The 18,577-nt window shown below is 64.4% G+C and carries 18 protein-coding genes; 12 read left to right on the top strand and 6 right to left on the bottom strand.

Annotation, left to right across the window (positions count from 1 at the left end; all coding sequences use genetic code 11):
* Window positions 1–6 precede the first annotated feature (6 nt).
* The 4 genes from glmM to P5G52_RS07790 all read right to left on the bottom strand — a co-directional run bounded on the left by glmM (window position 7) and on the right by P5G52_RS07790 (window position 4,044).
* A complete protein-coding gene (gene glmM / locus P5G52_RS07805) occupies window positions 7–1,365 on the bottom strand; it encodes a phosphoglucosamine mutase (protein ID WP_301226225.1) in 1,359 nt (452 codons plus the stop codon).
* Window positions 1,366–1,588: 223 nt separating this feature from the next.
* Window positions 1,589–2,086, bottom strand: coding sequence for a 30S ribosomal protein S9 (rpsI, locus tag P5G52_RS07800; RefSeq protein WP_301226223.1), 498 nt, complete (start codon window positions 2,084–2,086; stop codon window positions 1,589–1,591).
* A gap of 41 nt (window positions 2,087–2,127) precedes the next feature.
* Complete coding sequence (rplM, locus tag P5G52_RS07795; protein ID WP_301226221.1) at window positions 2,128–2,571, bottom strand: 50S ribosomal protein L13; 444 nt, start codon at window positions 2,569–2,571, stop codon at window positions 2,128–2,130.
* A 273-nt stretch (window positions 2,572–2,844) separates the two neighbouring features.
* Window positions 2,845–4,044: a glycosyltransferase family 87 protein gene (locus P5G52_RS07790; RefSeq protein WP_301226220.1), complete on the bottom strand. Its 1,200-nt coding sequence runs from the start codon at window positions 4,042–4,044 to the stop codon at window positions 2,845–2,847.
* 547 nt (window positions 4,045–4,591) lie between these two features.
* Here P5G52_RS07790 and P5G52_RS07785 point away from each other — a divergent pair.
* The 9 genes from P5G52_RS07785 to P5G52_RS07745 all read left to right on the top strand — a co-directional run bounded on the left by P5G52_RS07785 (window position 4,592) and on the right by P5G52_RS07745 (window position 12,157).
* Entirely contained in the window at window positions 4,592–4,780 is a 189-nt protein-coding gene (locus tag P5G52_RS07785) for a Flp family type IVb pilin (protein WP_301226218.1), read from the top strand.
* Window positions 4,781–4,860: 80 nt separating this feature from the next.
* On the top strand, window positions 4,861–5,250 hold the full coding sequence (locus tag P5G52_RS07780; RefSeq protein WP_301226216.1) for a TadE/TadG family type IV pilus assembly protein: 390 nt from the start codon (window positions 4,861–4,863) through the stop codon (window positions 5,248–5,250).
* Window positions 5,247–6,272, top strand: a complete 1,026-nt coding sequence (locus P5G52_RS07775; protein WP_301226215.1) for a pilus assembly protein TadG-related protein — start codon at window positions 5,247–5,249, stop codon at window positions 6,270–6,272. Before P5G52_RS07780 ends, P5G52_RS07775 begins: the two co-directional genes overlap by 4 nt.
* A 55-nt stretch (window positions 6,273–6,327) precedes the next feature.
* Window positions 6,328–7,104: a Flp pilus assembly protein CpaB gene (gene cpaB, locus P5G52_RS07770; RefSeq protein ID WP_301226213.1), complete on the top strand. Its 777-nt coding sequence runs from the start codon at window positions 6,328–6,330 to the stop codon at window positions 7,102–7,104.
* Complete coding sequence (locus P5G52_RS07765) at window positions 7,101–8,300, top strand: CpaE/TadZ family protein (RefSeq protein WP_301226211.1); 1,200 nt, start codon at window positions 7,101–7,103, stop codon at window positions 8,298–8,300. The genes cpaB and P5G52_RS07765 overlap by 4 nt, the downstream gene beginning before the upstream one ends.
* A gap of 14 nt (window positions 8,301–8,314) precedes the next feature.
* Window positions 8,315–9,826, top strand: coding sequence for a TadA family conjugal transfer-associated ATPase (locus tag P5G52_RS07760; protein ID WP_301226209.1), 1,512 nt, complete (start codon window positions 8,315–8,317; stop codon window positions 9,824–9,826).
* Entirely contained in the window at window positions 9,823–10,767 is a 945-nt protein-coding gene (locus tag P5G52_RS07755) for a type II secretion system F family protein (protein WP_301226207.1), read from the top strand. Before P5G52_RS07760 ends, P5G52_RS07755 begins: the two co-directional genes overlap by 4 nt.
* 53 nt (window positions 10,768–10,820) lie before the next feature.
* On the top strand, window positions 10,821–11,660 hold the full coding sequence (locus P5G52_RS07750) for a type II secretion system F family protein (RefSeq protein WP_301226205.1): 840 nt from the start codon (window positions 10,821–10,823) through the stop codon (window positions 11,658–11,660).
* Between the two features lie 119 nt (window positions 11,661–11,779).
* A complete protein-coding gene (locus P5G52_RS07745; RefSeq protein WP_301226203.1) occupies window positions 11,780–12,157 on the top strand; it encodes an Hpt domain-containing protein in 378 nt (125 codons plus the stop codon).
* A gap of 20 nt (window positions 12,158–12,177) precedes the next feature.
* Here P5G52_RS07745 and P5G52_RS07740 read toward each other — a convergent pair whose 3' ends face one another.
* Window positions 12,178–12,969: a response regulator transcription factor gene (locus P5G52_RS07740; RefSeq protein ID WP_301226202.1), complete on the bottom strand. Its 792-nt coding sequence runs from the start codon at window positions 12,967–12,969 to the stop codon at window positions 12,178–12,180.
* A 233-nt stretch (window positions 12,970–13,202) separates the two neighbouring features.
* On the opposite strand from P5G52_RS07740, the gene P5G52_RS07735 reads away from it, so the two are divergent.
* The 3 genes from P5G52_RS07735 to P5G52_RS07725 all read left to right on the top strand — a co-directional run bounded on the left by P5G52_RS07735 (window position 13,203) and on the right by P5G52_RS07725 (window position 17,587).
* Window positions 13,203–14,849, top strand: a complete 1,647-nt coding sequence (locus P5G52_RS07735; protein WP_301226200.1) for a sensor histidine kinase — start codon at window positions 13,203–13,205, stop codon at window positions 14,847–14,849.
* Window positions 14,850–15,473 (top strand): prepilin peptidase, encoded by a 624-nt coding sequence (locus P5G52_RS07730; protein WP_301226198.1) that lies wholly within the window; start codon window positions 14,850–14,852, stop codon window positions 15,471–15,473.
* Between the two features lie 263 nt (window positions 15,474–15,736).
* A complete protein-coding gene (locus P5G52_RS07725; protein ID WP_301226196.1) occupies window positions 15,737–17,587 on the top strand; it encodes an HNH endonuclease signature motif containing protein in 1,851 nt (616 codons plus the stop codon).
* A 26-nt stretch (window positions 17,588–17,613) separates the two neighbouring features.
* Here the strand turns inward: P5G52_RS07725 and P5G52_RS07720 are convergent, their stop codons facing one another.
* On the bottom strand, window positions 17,614–18,558 hold the full coding sequence (locus P5G52_RS07720) for a tRNA pseudouridine synthase A (RefSeq protein ID WP_301226194.1): 945 nt from the start codon (window positions 18,556–18,558) through the stop codon (window positions 17,614–17,616).
* Window positions 18,559–18,577: the final 19 nt, after the last annotated feature.

Raw genomic sequence — 18,577 nt, 5'->3', positions numbered from 1 at the left:
GGCGCCTCAGGCGACCTGCTCGAGCGAGAGGCGCTCCTGCACGGTGGCGGCGAGTTCCTCGGCGATGCGCTGGGCCGTCCCGGTATCGGCAGCCTCGACCATCACGCGGACGACCGGCTCGGTGCCCGAGGGACGCAGCAGGACCCGCCCGGTCTCGCCCAGGATCTCCTCCGCCTCACGGACGGCCTCCTGCACTCCCTCGTCCGAGGTGGCCGCCGTACGGTCCACGCCCTTGACGTTGATGAGCACCTGCGGGAGCTTCGTCATGACGGCCGCGAGCTCCTTGAGGCTCTTGCCCGTCGCAGCGATGCGCGCGGCGAGCTGGAGGCCGGTGAGGACGCCGTCGCCGGTCGTCGCATACTCGGCGAAGATCACGTGGCCGGACTGTTCGCCGCCGAGGCTGTAGTCGCCGTCGCGCATGCCCTCGAGGACGTAGCGGTCCCCGACGCCGGTCTCCTTGAGGGAGATCCCGGCCTCGCGCAGGGCGATCTTCAGTCCGAGGTTGCTCATCACGGTGGCCACCAGGGTGTCGTCCTTGAGCTTCCCGGCGTCCTTCATGGCCAGTGCCATGACGGCCATGATCTGGTCGCCGTCCACGACCGTGCCCTCGTGGTCCACCGCGAGGCAGCGGTCCGCGTCGCCGTCGTGGGCGATGCCGAGGTCAGCTCCGTGCTCGAGCACGGAGGCCTGGAGCTTCTCGAGGTGCGTGGAGCCGTAGCCGTCGTTGATGTTCACACCGTCCGGGTCCGCGCCGATGACCACGATGTCCGCGCCGGCGTTCTTGAACACCTCCGGGGAGCAGCCGCTCGCCGCACCATGGGCGCAGTCGAGGACCACCTTCAGCCCGTCGAGGGAGTGCGGGAGGGTCTGGAGCAGGTGGACCACGTAGCGGTCCTCGGCGTCGGCGAAGCGCTGGATCCGGCCCACATCGCCGGCGACGGGGCGGCGGCGTGTGTTGGCCATCTCGGCCTCGATGGCGTCCTCGAGCGCGTCGCTGAGCTTCTTGCCGCCGCGGGCGAGGAACTTGATGCCGTTGTCCGGAGCCGGGTTGTGGGAGGCGGAGATCATGACGCCGAAGTCGGCGTCGAGGTCGGCGACGAGGAACGCCGCGGCCGGCGTCGGCAGCACGCCGGCGTCGTAGACGTCGACGCCGGAACTGGCGAGACCCGCTTCGACGGCAGCGGCGATGAACTCACCGCTGATCCGGGGGTCGCGGGCGATCACGGCAGTGGGCCGTCGATCGCCGTCGACCGCGTTGTGGCCGAGCACGACGGCGGCCGCCTGGGCCAGCTGCAGGGAGAGTTCCGCCGTGATCAGGCCGTTGGCCAGGCCGCGCACACCATCGGTGCCGAATAACTTGCTCATCGTGGATCATCCTAAGTGAAGAACATGAGACCGCTCAGGTGGGTCCCCCAACAGGTTAAAGCACGATGCCCGCCCGGAACCCCGGACGGGCATCAGCGCGTGTCCCTACATGACGAAAGAATGTGACCCAGCCCGCGCCCTGGAGCGTGGAGCCAAGAGGCAATTTTCGCCGAGGGGACCCGAGCGGAATCGCGCCTGCGATTCCGCTCGGGGAAGGCGAAAATTACCTCTTGGAGTACTGAGGCGCCTTGCGTGCCTTCTTGAGACCAGCCTTCTTGCGCTCGATGACGCGGGCGTCACGGGTCAGGAAGCCTGCCTTCTTGAGGGCGGGGCGGTTGTTCTCGCGGTCGATCTCGTTCAGCGTGCGCGCAACACCGAGGCGGAGGGCACCGGCCTGGCCGGAGGGTCCACCACCGTGGATGCGGGCGATGACGTCGTACGCACCGTCGAGCTCGAGGAGCTTGAACGGGTCGTTGACTTCCTGCTGGTGCAGCTTGTTCGGGAAGTAGTCAGCGAGCTCGCGCCCGTTGACGATCCACTTGCCGGTGCCGGGGACGAGGCGCACGCGGGCGACGGCTTCCTTGCGGCGTCCAACGGCTCCGCCGCCGACGGTCAGCGCGGGGCGCTCCTTCGCGGTGGTCTCGCTGGCCTCGGTGGACTCTGAGGTGTAGCTCGTAAGCTCCTCAGTGGGTTCATTCAGCTCTTCGGTGTTCTGAGCCACGGTTCTCCTTGAAGTGATTTCTTAAGTGTTGGTGGCCAGGACTACTGGGCGACCTGGGTGATTTCGAACGTCTTGGGCTGCTGTGCGGCGTGGGGGTGCTCAGCGCCGCGGTAGACCTTCAGCTTGCCGATCTGCTGTGCTGCCAGCGAGTTCTTGGGAAGCATGCCGCGGATAGCCTTCTCGACTGCGCGCTCCGGGTTCTTGTCCAGGAGTTCGACATAGCTGGTCGACTTCAGGCCGCCCGGGTAACCCGAGTGGCGGTAGGCGCGCTTCTGCTCGAGCTTGGAGCCGGTGAGGGCTACCTTTTCAGCGTTGATGATGATGACGAAATCGCCCATGTCCATGTGGGGAGCGAAGGTCGGCTTGTGCTTTCCGCGGAGCAGGATTGCGGTCTGGCTGGCAAGACGGCCGAGGACGACGTCGGTTGCATCGATTACGTGCCACTGGCGGCTGATGTCGCCTGGCTTCGGGGTGTACGTACGCACGGTTATGGCCTTCGTTTCTATTTCGGTGTCGCCCGCATCCACGGAAACCTCCGTGCCCGCGGGCTCAGCTTATTCATGCGTTACCGGAACTTCAGGTGAGGGCTGAAATACGACCAGTTATCCCGTAAATCTCGGCTCCGCCCCCGGGCCAGGTGGTTCTGCAACTGAACCGCTCCGAGAGGCGCAGACGTATCGAGCTGGGATACGCACAACGACTACCAAGATTAGCCTGCCGGCATGCCTCAGGTCAAAATGGCGGGGCACCCGCTCGCGCTAAGCTACGGTACGCTCTGGCCGCGCGTCCTTCCTAACTCGCTGCGCGAGGAGTCTGAGGGACTCGATCCACAGAATCACCAGCGGAATGGCCGTCCACGGCGCGGCACCGATCGAGAACGGCCAAACGAGCTGGCCGGCTGTCAGATGGAACGCTGGCGCGAGCCACGTGGTGCAGAAAGCCGCCGCGAGGCTCAGGCGCACCGCAACCGTGGGCCGATTCTCGAGCAGGCACAGGGCAACCGGGAAGAAGAGGACGGCGTCGTAGACGACGAGGTGTGGGGAGAACACGACGGTGGTGGACAGTGTCGCGATCAGCACCAGCATTCCGTCCCGGCCCCGGGCATGCCCCTCCTCCCCCGCGGCAAAGGGCTGGCTGAATAAGCGTCGCCTCCGCATCAGCTGTCTTACGAGGACTATCGCTGCAGCGACCAAAACGACGATGCTCAGGATCGAGCCGATAGGACTCGGCGCCGACGCGGGCAGCACAGCGTGCAGGAAGGCCGGAAAGCTGACCATCTTCCAGGCCTGGTCCTGCTGGACCTGCTCGCCGAAGCCGCTTCCGGTGATTGCATCGACCCAGCGCGCTATCCCCACTGGCCCCACCAGTGCGAGGCTCAGCCCGGCCTGAAGGAGACCCATCACCAGAAATCCGGAGAGCGCACCGAACCTCCGGGTCACAAGGAGCGCCAGCGGTACCAGGACTACATGCTGGGGCTTCAGGAGCGCCAAACCGAGGGCGGCGCCCGCGACGAATTGATGGCGGCCAGCGATCAGTCGTAGCGCCAGGAGCCATACCGCAAGCACGAATGCCGAGTCCTGCCCGCCGCCGAGCAACTCGAAGGCGGGAGCGCTGGCGCAGAGCACCAGCACCACGAGGCCCCTTCGACGCGCTATCAGCATGGGCGCCACGAGGCGTAATGACCACAGGCAGGCAGCCAGCAAGATCACGTTGATGACCAGCCACACTCCAGCGCTCGCTGGATATTCGACGAGCGCCGATGGTACGTATAGCGCCGCGACGAGAGGCGGTGACACGAACCATGACACGACCGAGGACGTGCCGTTGATCGATTCCTGGAAACCCATCTGGCGCTCGATGCTGTACAGGTCGGTGCCGTGTCCGTCGAGCAATAACGCCCCTCCGGTCCAGTGCGCCAAGTAGTCGGGCAGCACCGTACCGAATACCGCTGGGGCCACGAGCCGCTGGACCGTGGAGACGGCCAGGATGACAGCTCCTAGGACCACGAAGATGAGCGGATAGTTCCGCAGCCTCTCTCGGGTTAGGAGCGAATCAGCACGTACCGCGCCACGCCGGAGCGCTGCATGCAGCCCGCCCGGGGTCGAAGTCTCAGCCATGAGGCGAAACACTACGTCAGGATCGGGCCCCGGCCGGCGATGACGCGATATCCCGCTGTGCGACGGCGACCGATTGGGCTCTGCGCCCGTTGCAGAACGAGCACCACCGCAGCGAACTAGGAAGCTCCCGCCGGGGCTTCATACCTGCATGCCGTAGGGCGAACTACGCGTGAGTGATCACCGACTACTCACGTGCAGGAGGAGGTTGCCCGGTAAAACGCAGGTTCTCCGCAGGAGAAGGGCCGAAGGATGAAGCTTCCCTCAGGTTCGGCTCGTTTCAGGCATTCAGCACTGAATCGGCTATTAGATTTTTGCTCAGAGCTGGCACAGCGTCAGCCCCTCGGACCTTCCGTCCACGGTTCGTCCATTCTCATCCAAGGAGCTCGCCATGATCGCACTGTACGCAACCCTCTCGACCGTCCTCCACACCGCCAAGGCACGCCTGGCCGACGAGGAGAAGGGCGCGACCATGGTCGAGTACGGCCTGATGGTCGCCCTCATCGCTGTCGTCGTCGCCGTCGCCGCCGCAACGCTGGGCACTCGGATCGTCACCCTCTTCAACGGCATCCTCGACTAACTGCCTTTTACGCAAACGGCTCTGGTCGCACATTCGCCAGAGCCGTTTGCACTTAACCCGCCATCGTCCGGAGATCTGTTGTGAAGCGATACCGAAATGAAAAGGGCGCTGTAGCAATCGAGCTTGCGTTCGTCCTGCCCGTCCTCCTGCTGATCCTCATCGGCATTCTCGAATTCGGCCGGGTGATGAACGTGCAAGTGTCCCTCACCCAGGCAGCCCGTGAGGGGGCACGGCACGCTGCCATTCATTATGACGACGGCACCATGAACGTGAGGGCGGCGGCTCTTGCGGCCGCTCCGGCACTGGCCGGCCTTCCCGTCACCGTCACCAGCAACGCCGCGGCCTGCGCGCCGAACCGGAACGTAACGGTGACGACAAGAGTGGTGCTGCCATCGATGTCCGGTTTCCTGGACGTTGGACTCTTCCCCATGAACCTCGACGGAATAGGGGTAATGCGATGCGGCGGATGAAGGAATCCGGCGACCGTACTTTCGCCGGTGATGAGCGCGGAGCTGTAGCCGTCGTCGTCGCCCTGATGATGGTGGTCCTGCTCGGAATGGCAGCCCTCGCCGTCGATGTCGGCGCTATGTACGTGGAGAAGGCCCAGCTCCAGAACGGTGCCGATGCTTCCGCACTGGCCATCGCCAACGATTGTTCTAGGGGAACCTGCGGCGCTGTAAACGGCACGGGCCAGTTCTTTGCCGACAGTAATGCAGGTGATGCCACAAGCGGCATCACCTCCATTACCTTTCCGACCGCCACGAGCGTGCGCGTACGCACCAACGCTCGCGAAGCTGGGACGGGCGCCAACCACTTCTCTCTCGCTTTCGCCCGCGTCCTCGGTTTCCAGAACACTCAGATCACAGCTACTGCGACGGCAAGCTGGGGCGCACCTAGCGGAGGTAGCACGCTGCCATGGACCATCGGTCAGTGCGTCTTCCGCCAGTCCCTCAGCGCGTCGCAGCGAACTCAGCTCGATTCGACCGGGAATTTTGTCGGTGACCCCACCCCCGTGCACATGCTTCTGAGATATGACAACAACCTCGATTACCCAGGCTGCGCAGGGCAGAACGGAGACGTTCGGGGTGGATTTGGCTGGCTCGATCGGGACGGTACCGGCTGCTCCGCCGCCGTGAATATCGGAACCGGTGAAGCGGGAAGTAATCCGGGGCTGGACTTCCCCGGCGAATGCTCTTCCATCATGGCCAGGCTCAGGGAAGAACCCGTCCTGATCCCTATCTACAGCAGCTCTGTTCTAAACGGGTCCCGCGCCACCTACACGCTGAGGGGGTTTGCTGCCTTGCAGATCACCGGTTACAAGTTCGGCGGTGGGCCTTCAGTAACCCACCTCGACCCTGCGGCCCCCAACTGCACCGGAAACTGCCGAGGCATCCAGGGCTTTTTCACCCGCTTCGTCTCACTTGATGACGGCCTCGTGACCTCGCCCACCGCACCCAATCTCGGCGCATCCGTCGTCGGTCTCTCCAACTAGGACCTTTTGTGACCCTGTTCACCACTCCCCCTCGTCATGGCAGGAGCCACCTACAGTGAAGACTCGACTTATCGGAGGACTGGCGGCCCTCGTCCTGGCGATCCTCGGCACAGCCCTACTGGTCCTCTACGTGGGAGCGGCCGATAGTCGCGCCCAGGAAGGACTCGACCCCACCAAGGTCCTCGTCGTCAGCGAGCGCGTTCCGGCCGGGACGCCGGTGGAGGATCTTCGGGCTCTGGTAACGACGGAGTCGCTGGTGAAGTCTGCCGTGGCCCCACGCGCACTGACAACCCTGGACGGCCAGGAGAACAAGATCGCGGCCGTTGACCTCCTGCCCGGCGAACAACTTCTCGCAGAGAGGCTCGTTGCACCCGAGGACTTTGCACCGGGCACTGTACCTGTTCCGGACGGCCTCGAGGAAGTCACTATCCTGCTCGCTCCCGAACGCATGCTGGGCAGCCGCATCGCGGCCGGCGACCACGTCGGCGTATACATTTCGGGCGAACTCGAGGACGAAGCCCCGGACCTTGATCGCCTGCCGGACGAAATGATCGGATTCAAGCAGCACACCAACCTCATTCTGCAGAACGTCCTGGTCACCGCCGTCCAACAGGCTGCCCCGGAGACAGAGGACTCGGCTAATGCGGACGCCGGGACTGACGGAGTCGCCATGCCGAACGGCTCCGCCTTTGTGACCCTCGCCCTGGACGATCTCAACGCGGGCAAGGTTATTTTTGGTGCCGAGTTCGGAAGTATCTGGTTCACGAAGGAATCCGCCACGTCCGAACAAGCTGATCCCCCAGTCATCACCATCCCAGAGGTCGTCAAATGAGCAGGTTCGTGATCATCACGGCAGTAAGGGACTTCGAGAGTCGCGTCCGGCAGGCAATTGCGGGCGTTCTTCCTGGAGATCTGCAGACCCTCCCGCCCGAAGCCGTCCTCCTCGTCCCGGACGCCCTCCTGCAGCAAGTCGCCGGTGGCCAGCCGGACGTGCTGATCTTTGGACCAGGGGTGCGGCCGGAAGATGCGATGGCCCTCGCGTCAATCTTCGACATCCAGTACCCGGAGATCAGCCTGGTACTCGCCGCCGCCACGACCCCCGATCTCATGCTGGGAGCCATGCGGGCCGGCATCCGCGACGTTATCAGCGCCGAGATCGACCTGAGTGAGCTGCAAGCGCTCCTGCAGAGGGCTTGCACAGCGGCAGAGCGACGCCGACGAAACAGTGGACAGCAGTCCGAGATGAGCGAGGTGCGCGGACGCGTGATCGCTGTGATGTCACCGAAAGGAGGCGTTGGAAAGACGACTGTCGCAACGAACCTCGCTATCGGGCTGGGGAAGATCGATCCAATGAGCGTGGTTCTCCTCGATCTGGATCTGCAGTTCGGCGATGTCGCGACAGGCCTCATGCTTGAACCCGAGCACAGCATCACGGAGGCCGTGCACGGTGCGGCTGCCCAGGATTCGATGGTCCTCAAGGCTTTCCTGACCGTCCATTCCGCCGGAATTTACGCCCTGTGCGCACCGCGGTCACCCGCGGAGTCCGACTACATCACCGCGGAGCATGTCACCCACCTCATCAACCAGCTCGCCACACAGTTCCGCTACGTCGTCGTGGATACTGCACCCGGCCTAGGCGAGCATTGCCTCGCCACACTGGAACTCGCCACGGACGGAGTGTGGATCTGCGGCATGGACGTGCCCAGCGTCCGCGGCCTGCATAAGTGCTTTAGCGTGCTCAGCGAGTTGCAACTCCTTCCGCAGAACCGGCACACCGTCCTCAATTTTGCCGATCGGAAGGCCGGACTGACCGTGCGTGACGTCGAGGTGACCTTGGGCGTTCCGGTGGACGTCGTCGTCCCCAGGTCGAGGAACCTTCCTTTCTCCACGAATCGAGGAATCCCGGTCCTCCAGGGCACGACGAAGGATGCTGCCTATCGCGGACTCCAGAAGCTCGTCGACCGCTTCGATCCCGCCCTCATGGCTGAGGCCCAGCGGAAGGCACACCGACGGGCGGTGATCGCGTGAAGCTCTCGGAGCGAATGAACCAGGCATCCCCCGCCCCCTCAGGTGTTGCTCCGGCCGAAGTGGATTCCGTGGTCCAACCGGACCCGTTGAGGCCGTTCGCTCCGGTCGTGGCGCCGGCCGCCAATACCCTGACGGCTTCGAACCCCCTCGGACACACGCCATCCACCCTTTCAGCACGCGTCGCCGGGCCAGCGGGAGCATTGCCCGGGCACCGCCCGCAGGCAACCGCTCCCGTCGTTGATGCCCTCGGAGGACTCAAGCAACGCGCCGCCGCCGCCCTTTTCGATCGCATGGGCAGCCGCTTCAGCGACGCGTCGGTCTCGGAGGAGGAGCTGCGCAAAACAGCGAAGGAGGAGTTGTCCGCCGTCATCGACGAGGAGCAGGTTCCGCTGTCTCCGGAGGAACGGCGTCGACTCATTCGCGAGATAGCGGACGAGGTCATGGGCTACGGTCCACTGCAGCGGCTCCTCGAGGATCCTTCGATCACGGAGATCATGGTCAACAGTTCCGAGCAGATCTACGTGGAACGCAAAGGACGGCTCACACTGACCGATTTGCATTTCACGTCGGACGATCACCTCCGACAGGTCATCGAGCGGATCGTTTCCAAGGTCGGTCGGCGCATCGACGAATCATCGCCTCTCGTGGATGCGCGGCTCGAGGACGGTTCGCGCGTCAATGCGATCATTCCGCCCCTCGCCGTGAATGGACCCTCACTCACCATTCGAAAATTCGCACAGGTACCTATCACGGTCAACGATCTCCTGGGCTGGGGCTCTCTGACTCCGGAAATGGCGGAACTTCTCGATGCATGCGTTAAGGCGCGGCTCAACATCATCGTCTCGGGCGGAACCGGCACCGGCAAAACCACCATGCTCAATGTCGTCTCCGGCTTCATCCCCGAGGACGACCGTATCGTCACCATCGAGGACGCTGTGGAACTCCAACTGCAACAGGCGCACGTCGTGCGGCTGGAGAGCCGGCCTGCAAACATCGAGGGCAAGGGCGCAATCGGTATTCGTGAGCTCCTCAAGAACTCCTTGCGGATGCGCCCTGACAGGATCATCGTGGGCGAGTGCCGTGGCGGTGAAGCGCTCGATATGCTGCAGGCGATGAACACGGGGCACGATGGGTCCCTATCGACCGTGCATGCTAACTCTCCGCGTGACGCGATTGCACGCCTCGAGACCCTTGTCCTCATGGCCGGCATGGACCTCCCTCTTCGAGCCATTCGGGAGCAGATCGCTTCAGCCGTGGATCTCATCATCCAGTTGACGCGCATGCGCGATGGCAGCCGCCGTGTGACACACGTCACAGAGGTGCAGGGCATGGAGGGGGAGATCATTACGTTGCAGGACGCGTTCCTCTTCGACTACTCGGCAGGTATGGACGCGCAAGGCCGTTTCCTCGGTCGACCCGTAGCGACTGGTATTCGCCCCCGTTTCCTCGACCGATTTGAGGAATTGGGGATTCAGGTATCGCCCGGAGTCTTCGCCACAGCACACCATGGGGGGGCACGGCGATGATGGTCTCGCCCGTGGTCCTGGGGTTCGGGATACTCCTGTGCTTTGTGTCGCTGCTGCTGCTTTTCGCCGTGGTCCTCAAGCCGAGGGCAGGAGCGATCCCGCTGAGCCGAAGGCGTCCCGGCGTGCCGCAGGAGTTGTCCGTCTTCAGCCGGGTCAGCTCATCGACGGTTGGGGCGGTCGATGACGCTCTGGGCAAATCGGGCGGACTGTATGGTAAGGATCTGTTGTATGACGCCGGTGTAAAGATGAGGCCTGCAGACTTCACCGTCTTCGTCCTGTCGATGTCCCTCGTTGCTGCGCTCCTCGTAGGATTCCTCTCTCACGTGGTGCTCGGCCTGCTCGTAGCCATCATCGTGCCGTTCCTTGCCCGCCTGGTGTTGTCCCTCAAGCGGGACAAGCGCAGAGCGCGGTTCGACGCGCAGCTTCCCGACACCATCCAGACGCTCATCGGTGGGCTGCGAGCGGGTCACAGCGTGATGCGTGCGATCGACGCAGTAGCCGCCGACGCCGAGGCGCCCGCCTCGGAAGAATTGGGACGGATTGTGAACGAGACGCGCATTGGAAAGGACTCTCACCTGGCGATCGAGGAGGCCGCCATCCGCATGGACAGCGAGGACTTCCGATGGATTGCACAGGCAATTCAAATTCACCGCGAAGTAGGTGGAGATCTCGCCGAAGTACTCGAGCATGTTCTCGAGACGATTAGGGAACGGAGCGAGATCAAAGGGCAGGTTCGGGCTCTCAGTGCTGAGGGAAAAATGTCCGCATACATCCTGATGGCAGTGCCGGTTGCAATTGCGGTACTGTTCGGCATTATTAATCCGCCGTATATGCTCGTCCTCGTCCAGAATTTTCTGGGAATCCTGATGATTTGTGCTTCAGCGGTCATGTATGCCATCGGCGGGTTCTGGCTCAGCCGCGTTATTAAGATCAAGTTCTAGGGGTCGCATTGTCACTCCTCGTCTGGTGCGCAGCAGCTAGCATCGTCTTCCCCGTGGCCTATCTTGGCTGGGCCCTCTCCACGTCCGACCGCAAATCCGTGCTCGCGATTCATGCCAACCTGAATCGCGGCATAAGTGAGCGCGGCGACAAGTCGTCTGGCGCGTCATCGGCGCTCACGGCGATCACCCACAAGGTGACACCCGATGTTTATGTCAGCAAGATCGACGGTTGGCTTGCCCTCGCAGGGAGGCCTGCTTCCATGCCGCTCGAAAAAGTCATCGTCGCAAAACCGGCGCTGGCCCTGATAGGCGCGTCCCTAGGGTTCCTTCTCTTCAGCAAGAATCCGGGATTAGGTTACGTGGCCCTCGGACTCTTCATCATCGCGCTGTTCTACTTCGTGCCAGATTTGCTCATCTACAACACTGGCATCAAACGTCAGGAAGCAATCCAGACTGAACTGCCGGACACCTTGGATCAGATGCTGATCTCTGTGGAGGCCGGCCTAGGGTTCGAGGCGGCCATGGCTCGTGCGGCCGCGAACGGCAAGGGGCCCATGGCTCAGGAGCTCACGCGTACCTTGCAGGACCTTCAGGTGGGACGCCCTCGCCGCGATGCATATCAGGCACTCGCCCAACGATCCTCGGTTGATGAGCTGAAGAGCTTTGTCGGCGCAATCGTCCAAGCCGACAAATACGGGATAGGAATCGCGAACGTCCTGCGCGCCCAGGCAAAGCAGTCGCGCGTCAGACGACGCCAACGGGCAGAGGAGAAAGCGATGCAACTTCCCGTTAAAGTACTGTTTCCCTTGCTTCTCTTCATCTTCCCAGTGATGTTCATCGTGATCCTCGGACCGGCTGTTATCAACATGATGAATACCTTCGGAGGGATGTGAACAAGGGACAACAGCCAACGTTTCGACTCAACCGGAGAACAGGGAAGCAATTGCGCAGTTATATGTCAGCATCAGCCGGTTTCCGGCCAATCGTCAGACCGCGGCCGTAGCCTGACATGGTGTTCTCAAATGTCGCCCCGATGATCCTGCCGCTCGTGGACCTCGCTGTCCTCTCCCAACTCGAGCGGCAGCTGAACGACCCCGTGCCTGCTCGGGCGTTCGCCCGCGACTACATCTCGGTGTTCGAGGAGCGTTATCTCCGCCTCACGAATTCCATCGGCAGCGTGGACCTCCCCGCCGCCCTCGACGCGGCCCTCAGTCTGCGCAACTCGTCTGCAATGGTCGGCGCGGCACGGCTTTCCGCGATGGCCGCGGACCTGGAGCTCGCTGTGACCTCAGCTGACCTGGAAACAGCACGCACGGCACTCACCGCGATCGAGCGCTGCGGACTGGATACCATCAACGAGCTCGAAACCCGGTATCTCACGCCCGCCTGAGGCCGCTCCAAGTCGTTGCTTCAGAAGCGGGCAGGTGTGAGCCGGTAGCCCACCCCCCGCACGGTTTGTAGCCAGCGCGGGTTCTTGGGGTCCTCGTCCAGCTTCCGCCGGAGGTTGCCGATGTGCACCTCGATGGCGCGTTCGTCGGAGTCGCTGATGTAGGCGTCCTCGCCGTAGTAGTCACCACGCACCACGCGCACCAGATCGGCCTTGGTCTTCACAGCGCCGTTGCTTTTCAGCATCTCGTGGAGCAGGTCGAACTCACTGCGCGTCAGCGGCAGCTCACGTCCGTCGAGGAGGACGGTGCGGGCCGCGGCGTTCAGGACCAGCCCGTTGTGCTTCAGAGCCGGCGACGACTCGGAAGGCAGAGCTGGAAGATCGGCAACAGCGACGGTAGGTGCTGCAGTGCCGGGGTGACCAACCGCCACTGGTTCGGGCACGGCTCGCGGGCGCCGCAGCATGGCAGCGATACGGGCGCGAAGCTCCCGCGGACGGAACGGCTTGGTGAGGTAGTCGTCAGCGCCGAGCTGCAGTGCCGTGAGGGTGTCCAGCTCGTCACCGCGCGACGTCAGCATGACGACGTAGCAGTTGCTTGAGCTCCGGATGCGCCGGAGCACCTCGTATCCGTCGATGTCCGGCAACCCGACGTCGACCGTCACCACGGTCGCGTCGTGCAGGCGGACCAGGTCGACGCCGGCCCTTCCGCTGGGCGCCACGTGGACGTCGAATCCCGACTGCCGCAGGACTGCCGCCACGAGATTTCGCACATCGACGTCATCCTCGATGACAACCGCTACGCCCGGATCGCTCATTCGGTTCCTACCCCCATGTGACCTGCGCTACCGTGCGCTCGACTCGTCATAAATCCCATTGTGCATGCCCGCGCACCGGAATTGTGCCGCCTTCCGGTGCGAAACGCGTTATAGGGGACATAATGTGAGGCAGTACGTAGGTCTCAGCGTCGGGAAGTTATTCAGTATGTGGTCTCTCATCTTTCCTTGGATAGTGCGTGCCTAGGGATGGCGGTGCCGTGTGGTTGCGGGGAATGGCATCGAGGTTCACCATCAACCGTTCTGTTGTGCTGTGCCAGATCCCCCTTACCGTGATCGTCGTCGTCATCGGTGTCACGGCACCCGTCCTCCGCCCCGGCCTGATGTCCAATTCGACCTTCGACCTCGGTTTCTCGATGATCCTGCTCCTGCTGGCCCTGAGCGTCGTGGTCCCGTGGCGTGAGCTTCCACGCGGCAGCCTTCTGGTCGTGCCCATCCTCGACTTCGTCGCCATCGCCCTGCTCAGGGCTGGCGCCACGGAGACGCAGCCAGCCCTCGGCGTCCTCGCCGTCTTCCCCGTGCTCTGGCTCATGCGCTCATCGCTACCCACCTGGGCGGCCCTCGTCCTCACCTGGACCGGATCCCTCCTGGTGACCGCCTGGCCGCTACTGTTTTCCTTCGATCCGTCGCGCATGCGCTCGTATCTCGGTATCCTGCTGCTCCCGATCGTGATGCTCTGCATCGCCGTCACCATCCGCGTCATGAGTCTCAGCGCGAGGGCCCGCGATCTGGAAATCGAACGCAAGGACCGTGAGCTCACCGACCTGCTGCGGGCGGCCATGGACCGTGAGCGCGTCCTGACCGCGATCCTCGACACCGTCGACGTCGGACTCACAGCCGTAGATGCACACGGCAACACCACACTCACCAACCGGCAACAGGAACTGTTCAACCGCCTCGCGACGGGGCACGACACGCACCGTTCCCTCTACTTCGGCGCGGACCGCACCACGCCGCTCCCCTTGGAGAAGAGACCCATTTACCGCGCTCTCACTGGCCAGACCTATGCCGACGAGCTCATCTGGGTCGGCGAGGGCGATGCGCAACGCGCCCTCTCGACGGCCGCCCGACCCATCAAGAATGCCGATGGACGTATCGCCGGTGCACTGATCGTGTGCAGTGACGTGACCGAACTCGTCGAGGCCGTCACCGCGAAGGACGCCTTCATCTCGAACATCTCCCACGAGTTCCATGCCCCCCTCACGTCTGTCCTCGGCTACCTCGAACTGGTCATGGAGGACGAGCACCCGCTACCCGCTCATCTCAAGGGCTACGTCGACGTCGCTGGCCGCAACGCCGAACGTGTCCTCCACCTCGTGGCCGATCTGCTGTCCACTGCAGGAGACAAGGTTCGAGTCCATCCCCGCCCGGTGGACCTTGCCGCCCTCATCGAGATGTGCGTGCGGTCCAACCGGCTCCGAGCCCAGAGGAACAAGGTGAAGCTCCAGAGCGACGCCCAGGACCCGCTCTGGACGCTGATCGACCCACTGCGGATCTCCCAGGTGCTCGACAATCTCGTGTCGAACGCGATCAAGTACTCCCCCGGCGGCGGCGTGGTGAGCATCCATGCAGAGGAGACGGAGACGTGCATCAACCTGCACGTCGAGGACCGGGGAATGGGCATGACGGAACAGGAGGCCCGGCAGGTGTTCTCGCGCTTCTATCGGACCCCGGCGGCACGGCATGCCGACATCGAAGGGGCGGGTCTCGGACTGGCGATCACCAAGTCCATTGTGGAAAGTCACGGCGGGGCGATCTCCTGTGTCAGCTCTCCGGGCAAGGGCAGCCGTTTCACGGTGTCGCTGCCGGTCAACGGCGATGTCAGCCGCGTACCCCAGGATTCGATGGAGGAGTCAGTCTAGGTGGTCCTCGCCCTTTCCATAGCCGTCCTCTCCGCCGCCCTTGGCTACGCGCTGTTCGCCCTCGCCGGCAGGGATCCGCGTACGGTCCTGCCTTCGTCCTGGCGGGTTCCCATGGCGCTACTGGCAGGAATCCTGGCGGGGGCCGGAAGTGTCGTCACGGGCTTGTCGTGGAACTTGCCGCTCCTCGTTGTCCTCGCGGCCTTCGGCGTCGTGCTCGGAGCGATCGACGCGCGTACCAAGCTGCTGCCGAACGCAATCCTGCTGCGGTTCCTGGCGATCACCGTTCCCCTGCTCCTCCTCGCGGGAGTGGTGACAGCAAACTGGAGCGGCCTGCTGGCTGCAGCCGCAGGAGGTGCGTGCCTGTTCGTCGTGTATCTCCTACTTGCCCTGATCTCGCCGGCTGGCATGGGGATGGGCGACGTGAAGCTTGCAGTCGTCCTCGGATTGTTCGGCGGCTGGGCGGGCGCCGCTGCATGGATGGGGACACTGCTCGGCGGGTTTCTCCTCGGCGGGATCGCCGGAATCGGCGTGCTCCTGCTACGCCGCGGGTCGCGCAACTCGAGCTTCCCGTTCGGTCCTGGCATGCTGCTCGCCGCTCTGGCGAGTTTCGTCCTGCTCGGCTAGTTGTACTGGAAGAGGGCGTTGGCGGTAAAGGCCTCTTCGGGTTGTCGCTACCGCACTCGCGGAGGGCCAGAGGGTCCTTACCGGCCGTAGAGCCTCTTTGATTCCTCCGCGGGGGGCCGTATGGGGCCGGAGCGTTACAGGTCCCACTCGAGCCCCGACCTGGGTGCACACCCTTTTCCCTACTTGTGTGAAGACCGCCCTTTAGTTGTCCACATAGGCTCCCGAGGCAGCTGCAGTAGTACGTGTGTTCGATAAATTGGGGTATGGCCATCGCCCCGATCGAGCGCTCCGTGCAGACCCCAAGTCCAGTGGGTCCGCTCGAGTCGGCGTGCGTTGCCCTCGCGGAGTGTGCTCGGGAAGTGAGCCTGCAGGGCCGTGTGCTGACCCGCTCGGAGGCGCTGCAGCTCATCGTCGACGTCGAACAGGCCTCGAGGATCGTGGATCACCTACAAGTTCTGGCCGCACGCCTCGCCCAAGAGCACTACCGGGTCGACGAGTCTGATCCCGGCGGGCCTGATCCCGGGAGTACATCCGGGAGTACGTCCGGGAGTACGTCCGGGACCGGGTCGCTTCTGGCCCGGGCCGAACAGGGCATCCGTGTCGAGACCCCGGCTCCAGCCGGTTTGAGCACCGCCTCCTCAGGCACCGGTGCGTTGTCCTCGGCGGGTGCAGGAACAGATGGGTTCAGGGATTGCGCGGACTTCCTGCGCGGGACCCTCGGTGTCAGCCGTGCCGAGGCCCGGCGCCGGCTGGCCCTGGCCGAGCTGGTGCTGCCGCGGATGTCCCCGACGGGCGCGGCACTGCCGGCCCGGCTGGGAACCCTCGGCGCGGCGGCGGAGGCGGCCCTGGTCAGTGGTCGGGCCGCGACGATCGTCTCCCAGGCCGTGCACCGGGTGCAGTCCTTTGCGACCGCGGAGCAGGTCGAGTCGATGGAGGAGCACCTGACCCGGCAGGCGGTGGAGTCCGACGAGGACATCCTGCGGGTCCTGGCCCACCGGTGGGAGGGTGTCCTGGATCAGGACGGGCAGGAACCATCGGAGAAAGTGCTCCGGGCACGCCAGGGCGTGTTCCTCAAGGGCCGGCGCCACGGACTGCACGTGCTGGAAATCGGTGCCACCGACGAGCAGTTCGAACACCTCGCCACCGTCATGAACACCGCCACGAATCCCAGGGCGCTCCCCGGCCACACCAGTACTGCCGGCGTTGCTGTCGCTGCTACCGGCGTTGCTGTCGCTGTCGAAAGCGCAGACGCTACCGCTGCCTTCGGTGCTGCTGCCGAAAGCGGCACAGGCACCGGTGACGACTCGTGTTCAGGCGCGGGTGACGATTCTGGCTGGGGTGCGGGTGCGGGCCGGTTCGGTGATCCGGAGGGTCCAACGAGGGCCCAGATGCTGCTGGAGGGACTGGTCGGAGCGTGCAGGATCGCCCTGAGCACGGCCGGTCTTCCCGCCACCGGTGGTCACCGGCCGCAGGTGATGGTGACCATCGACTACCAGGACCTCATCACCGACCTCAGCAGGAACCTCAACAGTGTCCTCACCGGCCAGACCCAGCACCCGGGCCAGCGGCCGGGACAGGCGGTCTTCGCCGGGCAGGTCAGCGCCAGGAGCATCCGGCGGATCGCCTGCGACGCGGACATCATCCCGGTCGTCCTCGGCGGTGCGGGCCAGGTCCTGGACCTCGGGAGAGCCCAGCGCCTCTTCCCACCGCACCTGCGCCGGGCACTGGTCGCCCGGGACAAGGGCTGCGCCTTCCCGGACTGTTCCATCCCGGCACCCTGGTGCGAAGCCCACCACATCGACCCCTGGTCCAAGGGCGGCAGCACAAGTATCAGCAATGGAGTGCTGCTGTGCTCACGCCACCACCACCTCATCCACCAGGGCGTGTGGCGGGCAGAACCTCGGGGCGGTGTCTCCTGGTTCCACGCACCAGGCCACCCCGGTCGGGCAGGAACACCCCGGAGAAACAGGTACTGGCAGGCCGGACAGATCGTCGACGACCAACTCCACCAACTCGATGAAGAACTCACACACGGAGAAGATGAAGAGCCGGCACCCGGAGAAATCCTCCAGGAGGAACCGCTCCCCCACCGGCTTCGGCCCGACCTCAGCTAGTCGGCGTCCGCCGCAGCGCTTCCTGACTAAGGCTCCAGGTGTCCGGCGTTCCTCCGGGAACGCGTCAGTTCAGCGCGAGCGGCAAGCTCCTCGTCGCCGGGATACGCGATCTCCTCGAGCACGAGCGGGTGCGGAGCGGCGAGGATGGACCGAGCGTCCTTGAGGCGGGCAGCGAGCCTCTCCGCCAGCCACACCGGCGGCAGCTCCCCCGATCCCACACGCAGCGTTGATCCGATGAGTGCCCGGACCATGTTGTGGCAGAAGGCGTCCGCCTGCACGGTAGCCGTGATGACGCCGTCGTGTCCGCGGGTGAACTCGTAGCGCTGCAGTTCACGAATGGTCGTAGCCCCTACCCGAGGCTTGCAGAACGCGGCGAAATCCTGCATCCCGAGCAGGTAGGCCGCACCCTCGTTGAGCAGCGCGACATCCAACGCCGCCGGGTGCCACAGCGTCGTGTGGCGGCGCAGCGGGTCCTGCCCAGCCGTGGTATCGGCGATGCCATAGCTGTACCGGCGCCAGAGCGCAGAGAAGCGGGCGTCGAAACCGGCCGGTGCGCGGGTAGCGGAGCGCACGACGACGGCGGGTACCGAGTTGCGAACGGATCGGCCGCGTCCCGTCATGCCATCGGTCAGCTCACGGTTGATGGTGCCGGTCAGCCGGCGCAGGAAGGCGTCGGCAGGCTCGACGTCACGGCCCCGCCCCATGCCCTCCCACTCAGCGTGCGTCAGGTCGACGTGGGCCACCTGGCCACGGGCATGGACACCGGCGTCGGTCCGTCCGCCCACAGTGAGGCGCGCCTGCCGGCGCAGGAGTGTGAAGAGGGCACCTTCGAGGATGCCCTGAACGGTGGTGAGCCCTGGCTGCAGGGCCCAACCCGAGAAGGGCGCACCGTCGTAGGAGATATCGAGGCGGACACGGACACGCAAAAGCCCGCCATCCCCGGAAGGGATGGCGGGCTCGAGCGTGGTCATGGCGTACGACGGAGGGGAA

Origin of the sequence: Arthrobacter burdickii (assembly GCF_030433645.1) — a bacterium.
Classification (GTDB): domain Bacteria; phylum Actinomycetota; class Actinomycetes; order Actinomycetales; family Micrococcaceae; genus Arthrobacter_D; species Arthrobacter_D burdickii.
Note: the sequence above shows the minus strand (reverse complement) of the source record. Positions and strands in the feature narration are given on the sequence as shown.

Excerpts from the sequence above, each read along its gene's own strand:
- glmM (WP_301226225.1), bottom strand. The coding sequence starts at position 1,365 with ATGAGCAAGTTATTCGGCACCGATGGTGTGCGCGGCCTGGCCAACGGC.
- P5G52_RS07785 (WP_301226218.1), top strand. The coding sequence starts at position 4,592 with ATGATCGCACTGTACGCAACCCTCTCGACCGTCCTCCACACCGCCAAG.
- P5G52_RS07775 (WP_301226215.1), top strand. The coding sequence starts at position 5,247 with ATGAAGGAATCCGGCGACCGTACTTTCGCCGGTGATGAGCGCGGAGCT.
- P5G52_RS07765 (WP_301226211.1), top strand. The coding sequence starts at position 7,101 with ATGAGCAGGTTCGTGATCATCACGGCAGTAAGGGACTTCGAGAGTCGC.
- P5G52_RS07760 (WP_301226209.1), top strand. The coding sequence starts at position 8,315 with ATGAACCAGGCATCCCCCGCCCCCTCAGGTGTTGCTCCGGCCGAAGTG.
- P5G52_RS07755 (WP_301226207.1), top strand. The coding sequence starts at position 9,823 with ATGATGGTCTCGCCCGTGGTCCTGGGGTTCGGGATACTCCTGTGCTTT.
- P5G52_RS07740 (WP_301226202.1), bottom strand. The coding sequence starts at position 12,969 with ATGAGCGATCCGGGCGTAGCGGTTGTCATCGAGGATGACGTCGATGTG.
- P5G52_RS07735 (WP_301226200.1), top strand. The coding sequence starts at position 13,203 with ATGGCATCGAGGTTCACCATCAACCGTTCTGTTGTGCTGTGCCAGATC.
- P5G52_RS07725 (WP_301226196.1), top strand. The coding sequence starts at position 15,737 with ATGGCCATCGCCCCGATCGAGCGCTCCGTGCAGACCCCAAGTCCAGTG.
- P5G52_RS07720 (WP_301226194.1), bottom strand. The coding sequence starts at position 18,558 with ATGACCACGCTCGAGCCCGCCATCCCTTCCGGGGATGGCGGGCTTTTG.